Source organism: Enterococcus sp. AZ126, assembly GCF_051714545.1.
GTDB lineage: Bacteria > Bacillota > Bacilli > Lactobacillales > Enterococcaceae > Enterococcus_L.
In genome coordinates this window covers 3,080,737-3,099,212 of the sequence record NZ_JBIOSB010000001.1, presented here as the reverse complement: position 1 = coordinate 3,099,212, position 18,476 = coordinate 3,080,737, and the positions used below count along the sequence as shown (strand labels likewise).

General features: G+C 36.0%; 17 protein-coding genes and 1 riboswitch. Of the genes, 2 read left to right on the top strand and 15 right to left on the bottom strand.

All coding sequences use genetic code 11. The features are described 5' to 3' along the window. Window positions 1-4 precede the first annotated feature (4 nt). The 5 genes from IGI43_RS14555 to IGI43_RS14535 form a co-directional block, all read right to left on the bottom strand. The gene (locus IGI43_RS14555) at window positions 5-976 is read right to left on the bottom strand and encodes an ROK family glucokinase (protein WP_438758501.1); all 972 of its coding nucleotides are present in this window, start codon (window positions 974-976) and stop codon (window positions 5-7) included. Next, entirely contained in the window at window positions 977-1,195 is a 219-nt protein-coding gene (locus IGI43_RS14550) for a YqgQ family protein (RefSeq protein ID WP_438758500.1), read from the bottom strand. A 16-nt stretch (window positions 1,196-1,211) separates the two neighbouring features. Next, on the bottom strand, window positions 1,212-1,922 hold the full coding sequence (locus IGI43_RS14545) for a rhomboid family intramembrane serine protease (protein WP_438758499.1): 711 nt from the start codon (window positions 1,920-1,922) through the stop codon (window positions 1,212-1,214). A 9-nt stretch (window positions 1,923-1,931) separates the two neighbouring features. Then, window positions 1,932-2,471, bottom strand: coding sequence for a 5-formyltetrahydrofolate cyclo-ligase (locus IGI43_RS14540; protein ID WP_438758498.1), 540 nt, complete (start codon window positions 2,469-2,471; stop codon window positions 1,932-1,934). A gap of 119 nt (window positions 2,472-2,590) precedes the next feature. After that, window positions 2,591-3,520: an alpha/beta fold hydrolase gene (locus tag IGI43_RS14535; RefSeq protein WP_438758497.1), complete on the bottom strand. Its 930-nt coding sequence runs from the start codon at window positions 3,518-3,520 to the stop codon at window positions 2,591-2,593. Window positions 3,521-3,639: 119 nt separating this feature from the next. Here IGI43_RS14535 and IGI43_RS14530 point away from each other — a divergent pair, with 119 nt between their 5' ends. Further along, window positions 3,640-4,200 carry an AAA family ATPase gene (locus IGI43_RS14530; RefSeq protein WP_438758496.1) on the top strand — a complete coding sequence of 187 codons (561 nt, stop codon included), beginning with the start codon at window positions 3,640-3,642 and terminating at the stop codon, window positions 4,198-4,200. 254 nt (window positions 4,201-4,454) lie between these two features. On the opposite strand, the gene IGI43_RS14525 is transcribed toward IGI43_RS14530, so the two are convergent. The 6 genes from IGI43_RS14525 to IGI43_RS14500 form a co-directional block, all read right to left on the bottom strand. Continuing rightward, window positions 4,455-5,174, bottom strand: a complete 720-nt coding sequence (locus tag IGI43_RS14525; protein ID WP_438758495.1) for an MIP/aquaporin family protein — start codon at window positions 5,172-5,174, stop codon at window positions 4,455-4,457. A 1-nt stretch (window position 5,175) separates the two neighbouring features. Then, window positions 5,176-7,011, bottom strand: coding sequence for a type 1 glycerol-3-phosphate oxidase (gene glpO, locus IGI43_RS14520; protein ID WP_438758494.1), 1,836 nt, complete (start codon window positions 7,009-7,011; stop codon window positions 5,176-5,178). 17 nt (window positions 7,012-7,028) lie between these two features. Continuing rightward, window positions 7,029-8,537, bottom strand: a complete 1,509-nt coding sequence (gene glpK / locus IGI43_RS14515) for a glycerol kinase GlpK (RefSeq protein WP_438758493.1) — start codon at window positions 8,535-8,537, stop codon at window positions 7,029-7,031. 302 nt (window positions 8,538-8,839) lie between these two features. Next, window positions 8,840-10,312 carry a helix-turn-helix domain-containing protein gene (locus tag IGI43_RS14510; protein WP_438758492.1) on the bottom strand — a complete coding sequence of 491 codons (1,473 nt, stop codon included), beginning with the start codon at window positions 10,310-10,312 and terminating at the stop codon, window positions 8,840-8,842. Then, entirely contained in the window at window positions 10,302-11,636 is a 1,335-nt protein-coding gene (locus IGI43_RS14505; protein ID WP_438758491.1) for an FAD-dependent oxidoreductase, read from the bottom strand. Before IGI43_RS14505 ends, IGI43_RS14510 begins: the two co-directional genes overlap by 11 nt. 161 nt (window positions 11,637-11,797) lie before the next feature. Continuing rightward, entirely contained in the window at window positions 11,798-12,712 is a 915-nt protein-coding gene (locus IGI43_RS14500; RefSeq protein WP_438758490.1) for an LCP family protein, read from the bottom strand. A 175-nt stretch (window positions 12,713-12,887) separates the two neighbouring features. Beyond that, a riboswitch (M-box (ykoK) riboswitch) is annotated at window positions 12,888-13,056 on the bottom strand. Window positions 13,057-13,320: 264 nt separating this feature from the next. Here IGI43_RS14500 and IGI43_RS14495 point away from each other — a divergent pair. Continuing rightward, complete coding sequence (locus IGI43_RS14495; RefSeq protein WP_438758489.1) at window positions 13,321-13,818, top strand: DUF4303 domain-containing protein; 498 nt, start codon at window positions 13,321-13,323, stop codon at window positions 13,816-13,818. A gap of 43 nt (window positions 13,819-13,861) precedes the next feature. On the opposite strand, the gene IGI43_RS14490 is transcribed toward IGI43_RS14495, so the two are convergent. The 4 genes from IGI43_RS14490 to IGI43_RS14475 form a co-directional block, all read right to left on the bottom strand. Beyond that, a complete protein-coding gene (locus tag IGI43_RS14490; protein WP_438758488.1) occupies window positions 13,862-14,254 on the bottom strand; it encodes a DUF4809 family protein in 393 nt (130 codons plus the stop codon). A 461-nt stretch (window positions 14,255-14,715) separates the two neighbouring features. Next, complete coding sequence (locus tag IGI43_RS14485; RefSeq protein ID WP_438758486.1) at window positions 14,716-15,477, bottom strand: alpha/beta fold hydrolase; 762 nt, start codon at window positions 15,475-15,477, stop codon at window positions 14,716-14,718. A gap of 466 nt (window positions 15,478-15,943) precedes the next feature. Continuing rightward, complete coding sequence (gene rpmG, locus IGI43_RS14480) at window positions 15,944-16,093, bottom strand: 50S ribosomal protein L33 (protein ID WP_002296119.1); 150 nt, start codon at window positions 16,091-16,093, stop codon at window positions 15,944-15,946. A 126-nt stretch (window positions 16,094-16,219) separates the two neighbouring features. Beyond that, window positions 16,220-18,337 carry a penicillin-binding transpeptidase domain-containing protein gene (locus IGI43_RS14475; RefSeq protein WP_438758485.1) on the bottom strand — a complete coding sequence of 706 codons (2,118 nt, stop codon included), beginning with the start codon at window positions 18,335-18,337 and terminating at the stop codon, window positions 16,220-16,222. Between the last annotated feature and the right edge of the window lie 139 nt (window positions 18,338-18,476).

Below are 18,476 nucleotides of genomic sequence, written 5' to 3'. Positions count from 1 at the left end.
TTTCTTACTCTTTCTCCAAAAATTGTAATGCTAATGATGCAGCTCCTATGACACCCGCTTCATTGCCTAACTCAGCAAGTTTGACCTGTGTGCTGCTGCGAACCTCTGGGAAAGTAAATTCTTCAAAATATGTTTGAACACGGCTCCGTAAAAATTCGCCCGCCGCAGATACCCCACCGCCAATTACTACACTAGATGGGTTTAAGGTATTGCCTAGATTCCCAATTGCAAGACCTAAGAAATAACACACACGATCAACGACCATCAAAGCAAATGGATCTTCTGCTTTTGCATAATCAAAGATATCTTTACTAGAAACATCTTGACCATCATCGATTGCTTGTTTTAGCTTAGAATCACCCGCATACTCCTCAGACATATGACGAGCAACACGAACCACACCTGTTGCACTAGAAACTGTTTCTAAACAGCCGCGTTTTCCACATGTACACTCAAAGCCACCCGGATCAACTGTTACATGACCAATCTCACCAGCACAGCCATTAACACCATGTAATAAGTTACCTTCAGCGATGATCCCTCCACCAACACCCGTTCCAAGTGTAATGAAAATAACATCCGGATTATTTTCTCCAGCACCTTTCCAGCGTTCACCTAAGGCCGCCACATTGGCATCATTGTCTAAAACAAAAGGAATTCCTGTTGCTTCTTCAATTTGCGTTTTAACATTTTGCGTTTTCGTCCAGTTAAGATTGTACGCACCAACTACTGTGCCTTTTTTAATATTTACACTACCTGGAGTCCCCATGCCGATTCCGACAAAATCATCATGCTTCATCTCATAAAGAGAAATCCTGTGATTGATTGATTCGATGATATCAGGTACGATATGCCGACCTTCATCTAAAATATTGGTTTCAATACTCCATTTTTGCTGAACATCTCCATCTAAAGTTAAAATCGCAAACTTAACCGTTGTTCCGCCTAAATCAATCCCAATCAATTTCTTATCCATTTACTCGGTTCCTTTCTCAGTGGCTCTGCTTTCTTCAATTCGATGTTCTCGTTGTAAAACACTTCTCGCATGGAGGTAAGTGTCTCTATCAATCAAGTGACCTTCATAAATATTTTTTAATTCGATCATCATCAACTCAATATCATAAATTCTAGCACCTACGTATATGTAAATACCGAACTGTTTAAATAACTGCTGTACGTCATATAGCGTTTTCATTACATGCACTTCCCCATTATACAAGTAAACCGAATTTTTTTAAACCCAAGACTAGACAAACGCCTAACAAAAATACAAAAAGGATTCCAGATATGATACGTTCGTGGATATTAAATTCTTCTGAGCGACCCGGAACAGCCAAAGCAGAGGCTACGAAAAGCCCCCCGATCAAACCACCGATATGCCCCATGATATCAACAGAACTACTAAATAAATTAAAAATCAAGTTGATTCCGATAAAAGTCGCATATCGCTGAACCATAAATGAAATTGCTGGATTATTCTTAAAATGACGACCCAAAATAATAAACGCGCCGAATAATCCAAATAATGACGTACTTGCTCCTGCCGAAATACTACTCGGAGAACCAAATGTAAAACTCACAATATTTCCAGCCACGCCACTTAATAAATAAATAAGGAGATAACGCCAGTGACCATAGATATTCTCCACTTGTGAACCTACGTAGTATAATGTCACCATATTTACCACGAAATGCAGCCAGCCGATATGTAAAAACATCGGTGTGAACAATCGCCAATATTGATTTGAATAAAGAATTTCTATTCGAGACATCGCACCCCAGTTAATCAAAACCTGACTATTTTCAGATCCACCTGACAATTCCATTCCCAGAAAAACGATCGTTGTAATCCCAAGTAAAAGATACGTCACTAGCGGTTGTTTTAATATTTTTTTTAGTTTCATTTGTGCTTGATAATTCATGCGTTCCTCCTAGCTGATAAATAATCGTTTTACCGGCAAATCAAAAGATTCCACTTGCCAATTTTCCTGAATTTGCTCGCTGAATACCAAACTACATGTTGCGCCTTGATACTTTTCTAGAAAGCGGTCATAAAATCCCCCACCAAATCCTATTCGAAAACCGTCACGTTTAAACACGATCCCTGGTACCACTAACAAATCGATTTTTTCAGCAGATACTTCAGGCTCAGCGAAAGGTTCCGCTACACCAAATGTAGTCTTTCTAAATTCCGTTTCAGCTGTTACAGAATGAAACGTCAACTTCCGTTCTTTCCTCGTTATCGGCATCAGCATTTGCTTTCCTTCTTGCCAGCCTTTATCAAGTAAAATATGTGTATCGAATTCAAAATCTAATGGTTTAGTGATGGCGACAGTTTGCGCCTCTTTCCAATAAGGATCATGGAATAATGCTTGAGTTATATCTTTTTCTTTTTGCGCTTTCAGTATTGGATGCTCGTGGAGCCACTTTAGGTTTGCCAACCCTACTTTTCTTAACCGTGTTTTTTCCACTTGCGACCCTCCTTTGTTAGAAAAATCCCACACAATAAATCACTTTGCTTTTTGACTCCTAGTTTTTTTAGCCTTACTCTGTAGTTTATAGAAAAACCTACTAAATAGCAAACAGAATTCTAGTCTTTCAGCTCAAGATCCAGTCTTTTTTGCAACCAGGTTCCAATTACTTTATATACTTCATTCTTTTCATTTTCAAATAAAATTTCATGGCGCATTTCAGCAAATAAAACGAGAAAAACATCTTTGATTCCCGCTTCATCTAATTCTTTTGCGACATTTCTAGGCCCCTTACCAAACTCTCCAACTGGGTCTTGTTCACCGCTGATGACTAATATAGGTAAATCTTGATCAATATTCTGTGCCCAGCCATCATGATTTGCTCCATCGACCAAACGAAATAACGTATAGAAACCATTATTTGTAAACGTAAAACCTGTTAATGGATCATTCTCATACCGTCTTACATTTTCTTGATTTTTACTTAGCCAATTAAAACTACCTGTTTCTGTAAAATTTTTACTAAAAGAACCAAACGCCAGTTTATCCAACCATTTATTTTGTTTTTCTGGTGCTATTCTATTTAGTCCTTTTGTCAAAGAAAGAGCTATAGGTAACATTGCAACATTTTTCCCTGTTCCCATAAAAATAGCACCACTAATTTCAGATTTATATACTTGCAAATAATTACGTAAAGCAAATGACCCCATACTATGTCCTAGCATAAAATGTGGTAAATCTGGATAGTTATTTTCGATCCATTCTTTCATCTGATGAATATCTTCCAACACAAAATTTACAGGCTCATCTCCAAAATATCCATGTTTTGCTTCAGTAGCTGACGTAGATTTGCCATGACCTAAATGATCATGACCGACTACAATAAATCCCCTATTATTTAGATACTGCGCAAAATCATGATACCGTTCAATATATTCCGCCATTCCATGAATGATCTGAACCGTTCCAATCGGCTCACTATCAGGCTCCCAGCAGATAAAATGACTCCTTGTTTTTTGATCTGATGACAAAAAAGTGTCGTGTTTCATATTCCTACCTCTTCTCAATTGATAGTATTTAGTATAAAGTATTCTTATTAAATGAAATAGTAAAACGGGCATTTTCTTTTTGATTATTCTCTATTTTATGATCACTGAAAGGAGCAAAAATGAAAATTCAACTTATCGGTGCCTCTGGTACAGGAAAAAGTACCTTGGGACATTACATCGCTGAAAAAGAACATATTAAGTGGATCGATACTGATCGTTATATCTGGAAAGACGAAACTTTTTCAGAAAATTATCCAATCGATCAACGACTAAAAATGTATGATAGTGACCGTGAGAAATTCGATCGATTCGTTGTTTCTGGCTCTGTATTTGCATGGAATCCTACTGGGTTTGCAGATCGAGATCTATTGATTTTTCTCACTTTAGATGATGAACAACGATTCCAACGTCTGATCAAAAGAGAAATACAGAGAACTGGTGAATCGTCTTTATGGTTAGACGAGCACGGATTTCAAACCAATGACTTTTTGGATTGGTGTAAAACTTATTATACCGCTAAAGATCCTTCTAACATAGGAACACTTGCTGAACATAATTATCAAATTACCCATTCTAAATGTCCTGTTTTAAAACTAGACAGCAGTCAGCCGTTAGAGGTTTTACATCAATCGATCATGCAAAATCTTAATAAAGGATCATTAAGACAAAGTTCTTTATAATTATAACAAAAAAGATGAGCCTGAAACATAACTAAAAAAGTTATGTTTCAGGCTCTTAGTAACCGAATAAACGGTGGGCGCAGAAGCAACTCCTTCGGAAATAAGCCGAAATTCACAAAAATTTGAAGAGCAATTCTCGTAAATTCCTTCTTATTTCTCGGAGTTAAACACTTCTGTCCCAACCTCATCCTAAATACGAATAACTGTTGGAAGCCAAAAGAATTTCTTCAGAGACTAACTGAAATCCACAAACATCAAATCATTATCATATAAACACCTGAAGCCAATGCGGCACCGACTACAGGTCCAACAACAGGAACCCATGAATAGGCCCAATCAGAATCACCTTTAGTTGAAATCGGCAATAGTTGATGCGCAAACCTAGGACCAAAATCACGTGCGGGATTGATTGCATAGCCTGTAGGTCCACCTAAAGACAACCCAATTGATAAAATCAACGCACCAACAACTAAAGGATTCAATCCATCTGTAAAATTATGTTGAGAGAATGAAAGTAATCCTAAGACCAAAACAAACGTCCCAATAACCTCCGTCACCATATTTGCTGGATAATTTCGAATAGCAGGACCAGTGGCAAACGTCCCTAAAACGGCTCCTTGATCTTCTGTCACTTGCCAATGCGGTAGATAAGCCAACCAAACTAAAACAGCTCCAACAATTGCGCCAAGCACTTGAGCTATGATAAACGGTATGACCATACTCCATTCAAAACTCCCTGTCATCGCCATTGCAATCGTGACTGCTGGATTCAAGTGAGCAGGCCCCATGTAGCCTGCAACATAAACGGCAATTGTAACAGCCATCGCCCAACCAAATGCAATCACGATCCAACCAGAAGCTTCTGCTTTACTTTTTTTCAAATTAACGGCTGCACACACTCCGTCACCTAAAAGAATTAGAATCATCGTTCCTAAAAACTCACTGAAAATCTGCGTCATATTTGAAGTATCCATTTTACTTTATCCCTTCTTTCAATGTACTCAAATCAGATTCTGCGATCAATTGATTTAACTCGCTTTCATAGTGTTCTTTTTGTTCTTTGGACCAATCATAATACTCACTCATTTCAGCAATTACCCCTTGCTTCACTTCGTCCAGTGTATCTCTCATGAAAAGTAAGTGATTTGTTCTACGGACAAGATAATCTGCAGGTGTCAGTACCATTTCATTTTCTAAAGCATAGCGAAGCGCCAATGTTTCCGCTAACGTTAGACCTTTTACCGGTTCAGTTGATGTAGCGTTTTCAAAAAGTGTTATCACATTTGACCCATATAAATGAGCAAGATATTGTGCCGCTTCTTCCTTCAGCCCTTTTTCCACACCTATTTTTGCAAGATTACTTAATTCTGATTCTACATTTACAGCATCCAGATCCCCACCTGAAACAGGATAAGTTTTTGAATCAATCAATTGAAATTCAGACTTAAACTCTTCTTTTAAAATACGTTGAATTTCCTTCAAGGCACCTTCAGCCATTTTACGATAATCGGTGATTTTTCCGCCCGACAATGTCAATAATCCATCATTGGAGCGTTCCAATAAACTTCCACGAGAAACAGCTGAAGGATTTTCTTCATTTTCGGCTAGTGACTCCTCTAAATGATTCAAAACATTTTCTACATCGAAACGGGTTGCTTGTTGGTTTCGATATTTATCAACGATATCGATGACTTGATCGAAACTTTCATCAGATACTTTACCATTATTTCCACCGTTATAATCTGAACCACCATTTTCGGAAATCAACGGTCTAAGGCCTGCCCAGCTCGCTTCAATATCATCGATCGTCACTTTTGCTTTAGGATAATGATCATTGACGATTTCCAGCAAATAATCGACATCTTCTTGGGTAACAGTAGGATGCTCGTAATCCCCTGTATAGTCCGTGTCTGTCGTGCCAAAATAGGTTTTCTTTTCTCTAGGAACAACGAAAACCATTCGCCCATCATGTTTGCCTGTATCAAAATAAGTAGGTTGAGGGACATATAGTTTGCTGCTATCTACTACAAGATGGACTCCCTTTGTGGGACGCATTTGCGGTACTAGATTTTCTTTCGTATCCAAACCACGAACTTTATCTGACCAAGGTCCTGTCGTATTGATAACAACTTTGGCTTTGATTTCAAATTGCTCACCTGTCAGCAAATCTTCTGCTTTTACGCCAATGATTTTGCCTTGATCATTTTGCATAAATCCGACCGCTTTGACTTTACTGACCATCAAACCACCATCGAAAGCCGCTCTCTTAATATTTTCTATTACCAGTCGAGCATCATTATTTCTAAAATCTAGATAAACGCCGCCACCTTGTAAACCTTCACTTTTCAACTGTGGTTCTCGTTCTAACACTTCTTCTTTTGTCAGTGTGTAGTTTTCATATTTTGTTCCGATCACATTTGCTAAGCGGTCATAAAGATCCATTGCCACTTTGACCGAGAACATATTAAACGTCGCTTTTGGTTCATCATAAATCGGTAAAAGCATTGGATCTGGTTTAGGAATATGCGGTGCGATTGCTTGAACAACTGCTCGTTCCTGCACTGTATCGGCAACAACTTCTACATCAAAATTTTTCAAATAACGAATTCCGCCGTGAACTAATTTAGTAGAGCGAGACGATGTTCCTTCTGCAAAATCTTGCATTTCAATAAGACCCGTTTTCATTCCAGCAGCACTTGCTTGTAATGCAACACCCGCACCAGTAATGCCGCCGCCAATGATCAATAAATCTAATTCTTCAGACTTCATCTTTTCAATAAATGCTTGTCTTGTTTTAATTGAAAATGACATACCACTCACTTCTTCCTTTATTTTGATTTATGTTTGAACATTTGTGTTGCAGCAACTGCCTGTTGCCATCCTTCATATAAATCATCCCGCTCTTCATCAGACATTTTCGCTTCAAACACTTGTCCTTCTTCATAAAATGCTTTTAACTCATCCAAATTTTTCCAGAATCCAACCGCTAAGCCTGCTAAAAAGGCTGCGCCTAATGCCGTTGTTTCTAGATTTAGTGCTCTTTGAACAGAGGTATTTAAAATATCCGCTTGAAATTGCATCAATAAATCATTGTTAGCCGCTCCACCATCAACTTTTAGGATAGGAATAGCAATACCAGTATCCTTTTGCATTGTGTCGATGATGTCTCTCACTTGATAAGCAACTGCTTGTAATGTCGCTTTAACAAAATCTTCTCTTGTTGTCCCTCTCGTTAAACCAAATACAGCACCTCGCGCATTAGAATCCCAATAGGGCGCTCCAAGCCCTGTGAAAGCCGGAACAACATACACTTCATTTTTGTTATGTGATTCATTTGCCACCGCTTCAGACTCAGCAGCCGTTTGGATCATTTTCAAGCCATCACGCAACCATTGAATAGCTGAACCAGCCACAAAAATGCTTCCTTCTAATGCGTAATATACTTTACCGTTGATCCCATAACCGATCGTTGTTAGTAAATTATTATCAGAAAGCTGAGGCTTTTCCCCTGTATTCATTACAATAAATGAACCTGTCCCATACGTATTTTTGACCATTCCAGGTTCAAATGCCATTTGTCCAAATAGTGCTGCTTGTTGATCACCAGCCATCCCTGAGATAGGAATTTCGCTACCATAAAAATGATAGTTCTTTGTTAATCCATAAACTTCAGAATTTGATGTTGCTCTTGGGAGCATCGCACGAGGAATATTTAAAATATCTAAAATATCTTGATCCCAATCCAACTCATGGATATTGAATAACATCGTACGACTTGCATTAGAATAATCCGTTACATGGGTTTCTCCGCCGGTCAATTTCCAAACAAGCCATGAATCAATTGTTCCAAATAATAACTCTCCCTTTTCAGCTCGTTCTTGTGCCCCTTCTACATGATCTAAAATCCAACGAATCTTCGTTGCGGAAAAATAAGCATCTACAACTAAACCCGTTTTTTCATGAATCATATCCCCGTGACCCTCTTCTTTTAATTGATCAGCAATTGGCGACGATTGACGAGATTGCCAAACGATTGCATTATAGATTGGCAAACCTGTTTGCTTATCCCAAACGACCGTTGTCTCACGTTGGTTCGTAATACCGATTCCTACAATATCTGAAGGTTTGACACTCGATTCGATCAAAGCACCTGCGATAACGGATTGAACTGAATTCCAAATTTCATTTGCATTATGCTCGACCCAACCTGCTTTAGGAAAAATTTGCGTAAATTCTTTTTGAGAACTACCGATGTTAGTGCCTTTTTTATCAAAAATAATTGCTCTTGAACTCGTTGTTCCTTGATCGATTGCCATAATGTACTTTTGTTCTGCCATTGTCGTTTCCTCCTTGTTTTAAAAGCGTAACGGGTCATTTAACCTCGACAGGAAAATAAAAAATGGACTGAGGTATTTTTCATCTCACTGCATTTTTATCATTTTTCGAGAATTAACAGTTTTCTTTGTAAACGCTTTATATCTTATGTGTTTATAATAATCGTAAATCATTTCAGAAAAACGTCATCTTTTTTTTAAATTCAAAAATAATTGAAAGTTTTTCGATAAAATCTTGTTCTGACAACAAAAAAAGACCCAAAGAAAAACAACTCTCATTTTACTTTTGGACCTTTTTATTTAATTCATCTTTCCTTATGTAGTTCCCGGATCTTCATTCTAATTTGATTAATATCATAAGCTGAACCCAATTCTGATAAAACATAAACCTCTTTGACAGCACGATAAGCATTTGCTCTCATAACATTTGTGATCATCAAATCATACGTTTTTTTGGGATTATAAGGTTCGATCATTAACCCATTCAAATTTTTCAAACTCAAGACTAAGACCTGTGTCATTACCTCTTTATATAAATGGTCCATCTTCAAATCAATCCCAATTCGCGTTTCACCAACAATTTCAAAATCAATGATTGCCAACACACTGAGATATTTTACAAGCGACCATTCATATAAGCTATTGTTCGTTTCATAACGTTGCCCAAAACAGTCTAAACTTTTCTCTAAAAGCACACGAGAAAAATCCGCCAGTTGATGACTAGAAAGATTTTGTTCCTTTTGCCAAATATTCTCACGATCGAACAATTCCAGTTCACCTTTAAAAAAATACAATCGACTATGGATCTGTGAAAAATAATATAGAATCTTCTTTTCCAATTCAGGGAAAAATTTTTGCGGACGATAATATAAGATCACATGTTCCAAAACAAACGTATCAGCTAATGATGTAGGTGTACGTCTCCCTCGAATCAAATTATACTCAGCAAAATCCGATTCCGAAAAAACAGACATACTCATCAAAAAAATAAAATGCAGTAGACTTTCTTCTTCATCAATTTCAAGTGGATACCGACTAAAAAAACGTAAAACAAACGAACGTAATGTTTTGAAAAAAGGATCTTGTTCATACACCTGACTCTTGCGATATAATTCTTTAAACATTTTTGGTTGAACCGAAACTCTTTTCTTACTTATTGTCAACCATAAACTGATTTTTAATTTACTATGTTCTTCAAAAGAAAGAGCCAACGCTTTTTCCAATGCCTCGATGATCCTCGAATTTTGAACTGTTAGTGTTTTCTCTTGATGGTTCTCATAGGGTGTTAAAAACCAATAAATTTGAAAATAAAAATAGCGGATTTGGATTTCTTCCCCTTTTAATTGACCATTGCTAATTTTCAGAGCAAATTCTTTTAATAGTTGATTCAGTTCTTTGATTTTTCGAAATAACGAAGACTCACTGATCATAAATTTAGTCGTCAATTGGGCAATAGTAAATTCACGATAACGAAATAAATAATCGATCAACTGAAACTTGATTGATGCTCGAATATAGTCATCTAACACTTTATTAATCGAAAACTGATCCGACATCTGAATGGCCAACCATCGTCCATCATAAAATAACGTACAATCTTGATCATAAGGCTTCAAGTAATAACTTAGCTCCTTTAAATCACTTTCAAAAGAAGCCTTTGAAACGCCTAAATAATCAATTAATTCAGTATCTTTAATACGACCGCCAGCTAAAATGACTTTCTTTAAAATCCTAACTTCTCTCGCTTCTTTTTTATCCAGCAATCCTTCAATTTTCATTTGCGACGCTCCATAGACCTTCAAAACCTAGCTGATTCGTGATCTCGATCACATTAGAATAATAAGGATGATATAAAAAGTCTTTTTGATAAAATTCCTCAAGCGTCTGCCCCATTTGAACTCCTAGCGCTAAGGTATTGATTTTCTCTAAGATATCAGCTTTTGAAACTAGCTGTGCGCCTAGAATTTTATGGCTTTCTTTTTCAAAAATAATTTTTCCGCAAATTTTTTCACATCCTGAAGACAAAGAACTTTTTTGCTGAACATGGGCGACAGAAATTGACTGTTCATGAAATGATCCTTCCGCTTCAGTCAAACCCGTGCTTGCTACATAATAATCAACAAGTTTTGTCCCAATCGTGCGAATCGACCCAGTAAATGGCGTAGTAGGCTCCACCAGATTTTGAGCTACAACTAATCCTGTTCTCACAGCATTATTCACCAGTGGGATGTAAAAGGATTCCTTCGATAAGCTATAGGGTACTTGGATGCAGTCGCCGATTGCAAAAATATCTGCTTGAGATGTCTGTAAATACTCATTTACAAACACAGTATGATCTGTGTGAGTCTGAATATTTTCATCTAAATAATCTAAATTTGGCCGAACATTCATTGCAAAAATAGCACTGTCACATAATAGTTGAGACTTTTTTGTTTCGATTAGAAGTCCTGCTTTTGTGTCTGTTACTTTTTCAACGGTCTCATCAAAATGGAAAACAACACCGCGAGAGACCATTTCAGCTTGCACAGGCTGGATCATCTCTTCATCAAAATACTTAAACAATAAATAGTCCATACGTTCAAAGAGATGCACTTCTTTTCCTTTTTTTAGCAAGGTATCTGCAGCTTCTCCACCAATTTGACCACCGCCGATCAACGCTACTTTATCACTATTTTTCAAACGTTCGATTGCGTTAAAAACGCCAGGTAAGAATTTATATTTTAAAACCTTTTCCGAATCACTTCCTAGAATCTTTTGCGACCATTGACTAGAACCCGTTGCCAATATCAGTTTATCAAAAGACATTAAAAATTCAGATTTTTTCTTTTCATATTTAATGATATGTTGTTTTGAATCCATACTAACCACTTTTGAATTCAACATCAAACAAATATCACGATCTATTAGATGTTGTTCTGACATAAACTGAGCCTTTTCGATAGGATCGATCGCTTCATTAAAGTAAAGATTGATGCCACCAGGTAGGTAACCAATTGTTTGCTGCTTCTCTATTAAATAAATTTTAGCAGTAGGGTATTTTTTTCTGATAGCCAAAGCAGCTGATACTCCAGCAAATGACGCACCAATGATCACAACTTTCACAGTAAAACCTTCCTTCTAAATGAATAAAACGTTTGCTTAAAGCATAGCACAAGCCTTGTCCATTCGTATAGAAATACACTAATTTTTTTTGTACTAAAAAAATAACCCATACACTCCTCTAAAAGAGAATAGACAGGTTATTTTATTTATATAATCAAGTTTTAATTGGCTTTCAAAAACGCTTTGATCGCTTCAGCATTTTTTTGTTCATCCAGTTCGATTACGCTTCCTGATTCAGTATAATCATTAAAGTTCCATGAATCTTCGACAGGAACAGATAGTGATTCTAAAGGTTTTACCTTTCCAGTAAGGAAATCCTTCGCTAAATCAATCAATAAACTAGTTGGTACATTTGTATCGATTTTCCCTACCATCTTACCAGCTACTTGAGGTAATTCCCAAATTGGAATCAAATCTTTAGACTGTGCGATTAATGCATCCATCACTTGTTGCTGACGTCTGATACGTCCAAAATCGCCTTCTTCATCCATTCTAAAACGAGCGTATTGCAATAAGCTATTTCCGTGCAATGTTTGTTCTCCTTTAGGAATATCCACACCATCCAAATTAATATCTTTTTCAGAATCGATCTTAACTCCTTTTGGATAAAGTTCATCAATGATATCACTAAACTCTTTAAAATCCATAACAACATAATAATTGATTGGCAAATCAAAGTTCGTTTTCAGCACATCTTTTGTCATTTGCGCGCCACCATATGCGTACGCTGCATTTATTTTATCTTGTCCGCCATCAGGAAATGTTACATAACTGTCTCTCATGATCGATATCAATTTAGGCTGTTTTGATTTTCCATCATAGTGCGCCACCATCAACGTATCTGAACGTCCTTGATCTTCATCATCATCCCTCGAATCATTTCCTATGACCATAACCGTCAGCTCTTTATCACTCGTTTGTTCATCACCAGTAAAATTTTTATTTATTGTAGGAAGTTTTGATTCACTTTTTTCTTTTGCTGCTTGGAATGAGACTGCAGCATAGCAGGCTGCACTTACAATCACAAGAAGAATCGATAGTAAGGTAATCGTCACTATTTTCACAGATTTTTTCATTATTTGTTCCTTTCTAAACTTAAAATTGAATGGCTTGTTTCCAATTAGAGTATCGCTTATGAAACTGGGTAGCTCTTGAGTAAAAAGAAAAAATCCCTCACTAAGAATACTCAGCGAAGGGATTAGATTATAGGGACTAAGCACATGACACTGGTCATGGATTTCCAACGTATCTATATCTTCTCTTCGTTGAGTTTTAGCACTATATAACGTAAAAAGCATTACTTTTAGCTACTTTGAAAAACGCCTTAATTCGACGAAATTTGTCCTACCCATACCTGTCTTTCGACATTTTTGAGCAGTAGCTTGTGTTTATATAGGAGCCTCACCTAACAAGTATTTAATTCAGTATAAACTATAAGCGTATCGTATCACAAAGTCAAATGAAATTTTGGATAAATTAATCAAAGTCGTAACGCTGTTATTAAAAAAATCACTTTGTAGTCGCTCTTACAATGGAAAAAGGCGATAAAGACAACCATTTTCGAATAAAGAATCTTTACATTTTCTTAAAAAATAATGATTTCTCTATAAAAATCAACTTTAGATAGACTTTCCCAGTGATATCTGTTTCAATGTTTAAAAGACAGAATACCTGGAGGGAACAAATGGAACACTTTTTAGAAAAACAACAAGAATTCTTTTTCAACTTTTTAACAGACAGCATCGAAAACTTTTTATTAGATCATTCTGATGAAACATTCTACGCATTTGCTTTAAACTGCAATATTCATGAAGAAGGTGAAATCAATCTTTGCTTTAATACTGTGGAACTTTGGCAAGAAACAACAAGCTATTATACGAATAAAGGCCATAGTAAATCACAATTAGAAGAAATAAAATACAATTCAAGCGATTGGGATGAGACACAACAGTTTGCTTCTCTCCATTTATTTGACGATTGGGTGGAGGACGAACAAGATATAGAAACTGTTCTTGAATGGCTTTGCCAGCAGCTGATTCTCTTCATTGATAGTGAAACATTCAAACGTATCCCAAAAACAGAGGATTTCAAACTATTAGTCTGTGATCAAAACGAAAATCCTTCCGACTCACAAGAACGATTTGAAAAAATTGGAATGTTAGAAATTTTTCAAATAGAATAATGAAAAACATACCCTGTAATCTCAGTATGTTTTGTATAATTTTCTATAAACTAAAATCCAATTCTTCTACATAAAAAAGAGTGGATAAGATTTGATTAACTATCTTCACTAATTCTTTCTCATCCCTGATTTGATCTTTGGTTTCAATTTTAATTGTATCATTTGAATACGTCAGAAAATCATATTCTTCTTTAAGCGTGACTTGATGATCATTTTTTTTATACATCGTATAATCATCGATCACATCCATCTGATACTCTCGTTTATAACCATTCTTTAAAACAATCGCTGTTATAAGTGCATTGACTGTCAATGATTCTATGGGGATCTTTTGCTCATCTATTGTCAACGTGTAATTTTCGTCCTCAATAATCCCGCAGGCATTACAGCCTCCGTCTAATAAATTAACCGTTTTAGTGATCGTTGCTTTTTTCATTGTTCCAAATCCTTTCCCTTCTTTTTGTTTCTTTACATATTATACCAAAAGTAATAGCACAATAAAGTGATTCTACTACTTTCAAACAAGCAAATTATAAATAAGTAATAAAAAAAAAATTCTCTGATTTTATTTCTAAAATAACAATAGATTTATCATTTAGTATATAACATCATAAAGAAAAATAGAGACGTTAATAAATTAAAAAAACTTTATAAACTAATTTTTTCTACTACCTTTCTCCATATTTTGATCTGCTATTTTTTTGTTAATAAGCCTATGAAAAAGATCAATTTTTCACAACTTATTTTAGAGAGGATGTACCATCGTGCATTTGAAATAAAACATCATAATATTTTAGTTCGTTTTGATTGTTCACATCTAAATTAGAGGTAAAACTAGAGAATAAACTCAGCATAACTGGTTTTATCCTCTAGTTTCAGTCAGATTCTTTAAATAATTTATCTCGAAAATTCCTTTTCAAAAAACTCAGCCACAACATCCATCATTTTACCTTTGACCAGATGCCCTTCGCCTTCACCAGTGATAAACTCACTATGATCAGCATAAGACTCTCCTTCAATCATTTGGTAAAAATCGGCCATATCTTCATAAGGAATTTTAGGATCTTTGGTTCCGTGCCAAAATAATACTGGGCGCTGTGCTAATTTTTCTGGCGCCTCTGAAAGATCATAATTCGAAACCCAACTAAGTAATAACGGTAAATCCCGTGGCACAAAAAAGTTCATCTCAGCTGATCGTTCCATCACTCTCTCAATATAACGTTGCGGTGCTGGCGTTCCCATCATACAAGCTGCTATTTTTATTTCCGGATGTTGCGTCAATAATGCACAAGTTGTAATACCACCCATTGAAACACCACCAACGCCAATTTTTTCTGCTTCAATCAGCTGTTGTTTCTCAAAATGACGCACCAACTGAGCAAATTCAACAATATTATATTGAATACTTGACCAAAACGTCACTGATGGAATTGGAGATATCGGTCCTGTTTTTCGTTCCCCATGGTTCATCGCATCAGGTAAAATCACGCGCATTCCTTTTTTCGCTAATTTTCTAGCTTGAGTCAGTGATAATTCTTTCGCCGACTGCCATCCATGATAGTAAATGATTAAAGGCAAGGGATTATTCTTCTCTTCTTCTGGTACAATTTCCAGAACCGGAATCTTTTTGATATACCGATGTCTAATACTAACCTTCATCTTATTCACTCCTAAAAATAGTTTTTATTTATCAAGTATACACTTTTAGCTAAAATTCACTACTATTTACTATAAAGTAAAGAATAATTTGAAAATAATTATACTATATTCAGTTTATTAATAAGGGCAGCTATACTTTATATTTATGTATCTATATAGCTAATTGTTTTATAACAATAATAAAATAACGAAGAATAAAATCATACTGCACAGTAAATCATTTAAAACCATTTCTTCTTTTGTTGATATTCCATTAAGGAAATTCATAGATTTACTAAAGTCTGATCTAGGGATCTCTCAGTCCTCTGCTAATGTCTTCCTCTAACTGAAAAAACGAAAAAAGAAATTGTTCAAAAACTAGTGAAATTTACTAATATTTAGTAGATGGCATTCAAAATTATTTCAAGCCAAAATAAAAAAGCTAGAATCCTTATACGACAAGGGTTCTAGCTCATAATTGTAATTATTATTTAGTTTCACGGTGTAAAGTAACTTTTCTTTCACGTGGGCAATATTTTTGCTTTTCTAAACGATCAGGATTGTTACGTTTATTTTTGCTTGTTAGGTAGTTACGTTCTTTACAAGAAGTACATTCTAAAGTAATGTTTACGCGCATGTGTTTCCCCTCCTATATCTAATTTCGTATTTCTAAGATATTTCTTAGCCTCAGATATCATATCATGTTTATTCAAGAATTTCTACCCTTTTAGTAAAATTTGTAAAGGAAAACTACTTTACAAATTTATTGTTGTTTATAATCTGCATAAGCATCTACGATCGCTTTAGCCATCATTTGGTTTGGTCGGGTACTTTCACTGGTTAAGTGAGGTAAAATCACACTGACAGCAATCTCTGGATCATTGTATGGTGCATAGGCAACGACATTACTATTATACGTGCTATGCTCCCCAACATTGGTCTCAGCAGTACCTGTTTTAGCGGCCATATCTAATTTTGCACCTTGCATAGATTGCCCTGTCGTAAAGGCACCACTTCCATGAACAACATCATAAAAACCATTTTGAATGATCTGCATTTGCTCCGTATTGATATCTACCTTATTCAATTCTTTCGGCTTTATTTCTTCTTTCAGTTCACCAAGTTTTCCATCTGTATTGTTATCATAAATTCCTTCAACCACATGTGGCGCATAACGAGTACCGCCGTTTGCAACTGTTGAGGCATATTGTGCTAGTTGCATTGCTGTATACGTATCATATTGACCAAAAGACAAATCGAGTAACAGTCCTGGCATTGGCGCTTTATCTGAATCAAAATCTTTATTTGAAACGCCTGTTGATTCTCCTGGTAAATCAATTCCTGTGGAAACGCCCATTCCATATTCACCAAATGCTTTACGTAAAACATTAAACAAAGTTGGATCGCCTTGTTGGTATGGCAACTGCATATTATATTGATAATCAGTATTCATCATTTTTAGCACCAGCTTCATCATGTAAGCATTGGATGAGTATTCTAAAGCTTTTTCAGCACTAAGAGGAATTTGATTGCCCGGAATCCTATTAAAAACAGATGATTTCTGCTCACTGCCAAAAATTTGTAGCGGTTCATCGATCAATACATCATTTCCAGTAATCACACCTTGCTCATATCCAGCTGAAATCGTGGCACCTTTTACTACAGAACCGGGTTCAAAAGCACTGTTAATCGTAGCTAAGGGGTTAGATGTTAGTTCATTTGTCGCCAAATCACGATCCAATCCAACCATGGCCATAACTGCACCTGTCTTTGGATCCATAACAACAGCATAAGCACCATCTGAGTATGCTGCATTTCCTGTAGCTAATAGTTGCTGATACTGCTCTCTAACAACTTCTTCCACTTTTGCTTGGAAAGCCATGTCGATTGTTAATTTTAGATTCTCACCTTTTTCACCCTCAGTTACAGGTGTTTGGGTAACCGTTTTGCCTTTGCTATCCAGCGTTACTTCTGAAATTCCTTTTTTCCCTTGAAGAACATCTTCGTATTGTTTCTCTAAATAACTAGTTCCTACTCGATCATTTAGTTCATATCCTTTAGCGATATACTCATCGGCTTCTTCTGCTGGCAAACCAGCTTTTTGAGAAGATACTTTTCCTAAAAGACTCATTATATCTGTATCATTTGGATACTCTCGATCCCAGTCGACGCCAGTTGAAACACCCGCAATTTCTGAAGTATTCTCACCGATTATTGCGATTTCATCCTGTGTAACTCCTTCATTTTTAATGAAGGCTGTATTAAGTTCGCCTACGGAGTTCATTCGTTTAAAAATAGTAGCTGCCTGTAACGTATGTTCATCAAAATTGATTTCTTCTGGTGTTACTTTTTCCACCGTTTTAACATACAAGATTCCTTCATCCGTAATTTTATTGCCTTTTTCATCTAGTTTATCTTTATCAGTCAAACGTTTTTGCGCAGATTTTAAATTTTCAGGATCAGCTAACCAATAATCTTTTTTATCCCGCTCCGTCAATTCATCTGCTGGTACATGAATCAAATCATTGACCTTATTAGCGATTGGTACAAGATCTTTTGTTTGAACTTTTTTACCACGCGTGTACGTAATGGCTAAATTAGCCTTGTTCCCTGCTAGTAAGTTTCCTTTAGCATCATATATTTCTCCTCGTGGTGCACTACTTTTGATCTTTAATGCTGAATTTTCTTCAGCTTTTTTCGCATATTCCTGTCCCTCGGCTATCTGCAAATAGCCTAAACGAACAATCAATGCTACGAATAAACCAAATATCACAAAAAACAGTAAGTTTAAGCGGAACGGAATATGTGATTTTTTATTCTTTTGTGTCATTGGTTCTTCATTATCTTTTTTTAATTTATCTAAAAAGCTCATTTTTTTCATTTATCATTCATCCTCCATATGAGAAAAGTCTCGCTCCTCTATTGTAACGAAAAAAATCAAAAAAAAATAGAGGGAATCCTCTTACTAAGAAAATATTTAATTTTTACTGCAGAAAAAAGGCTAGGATATAACCCGACGA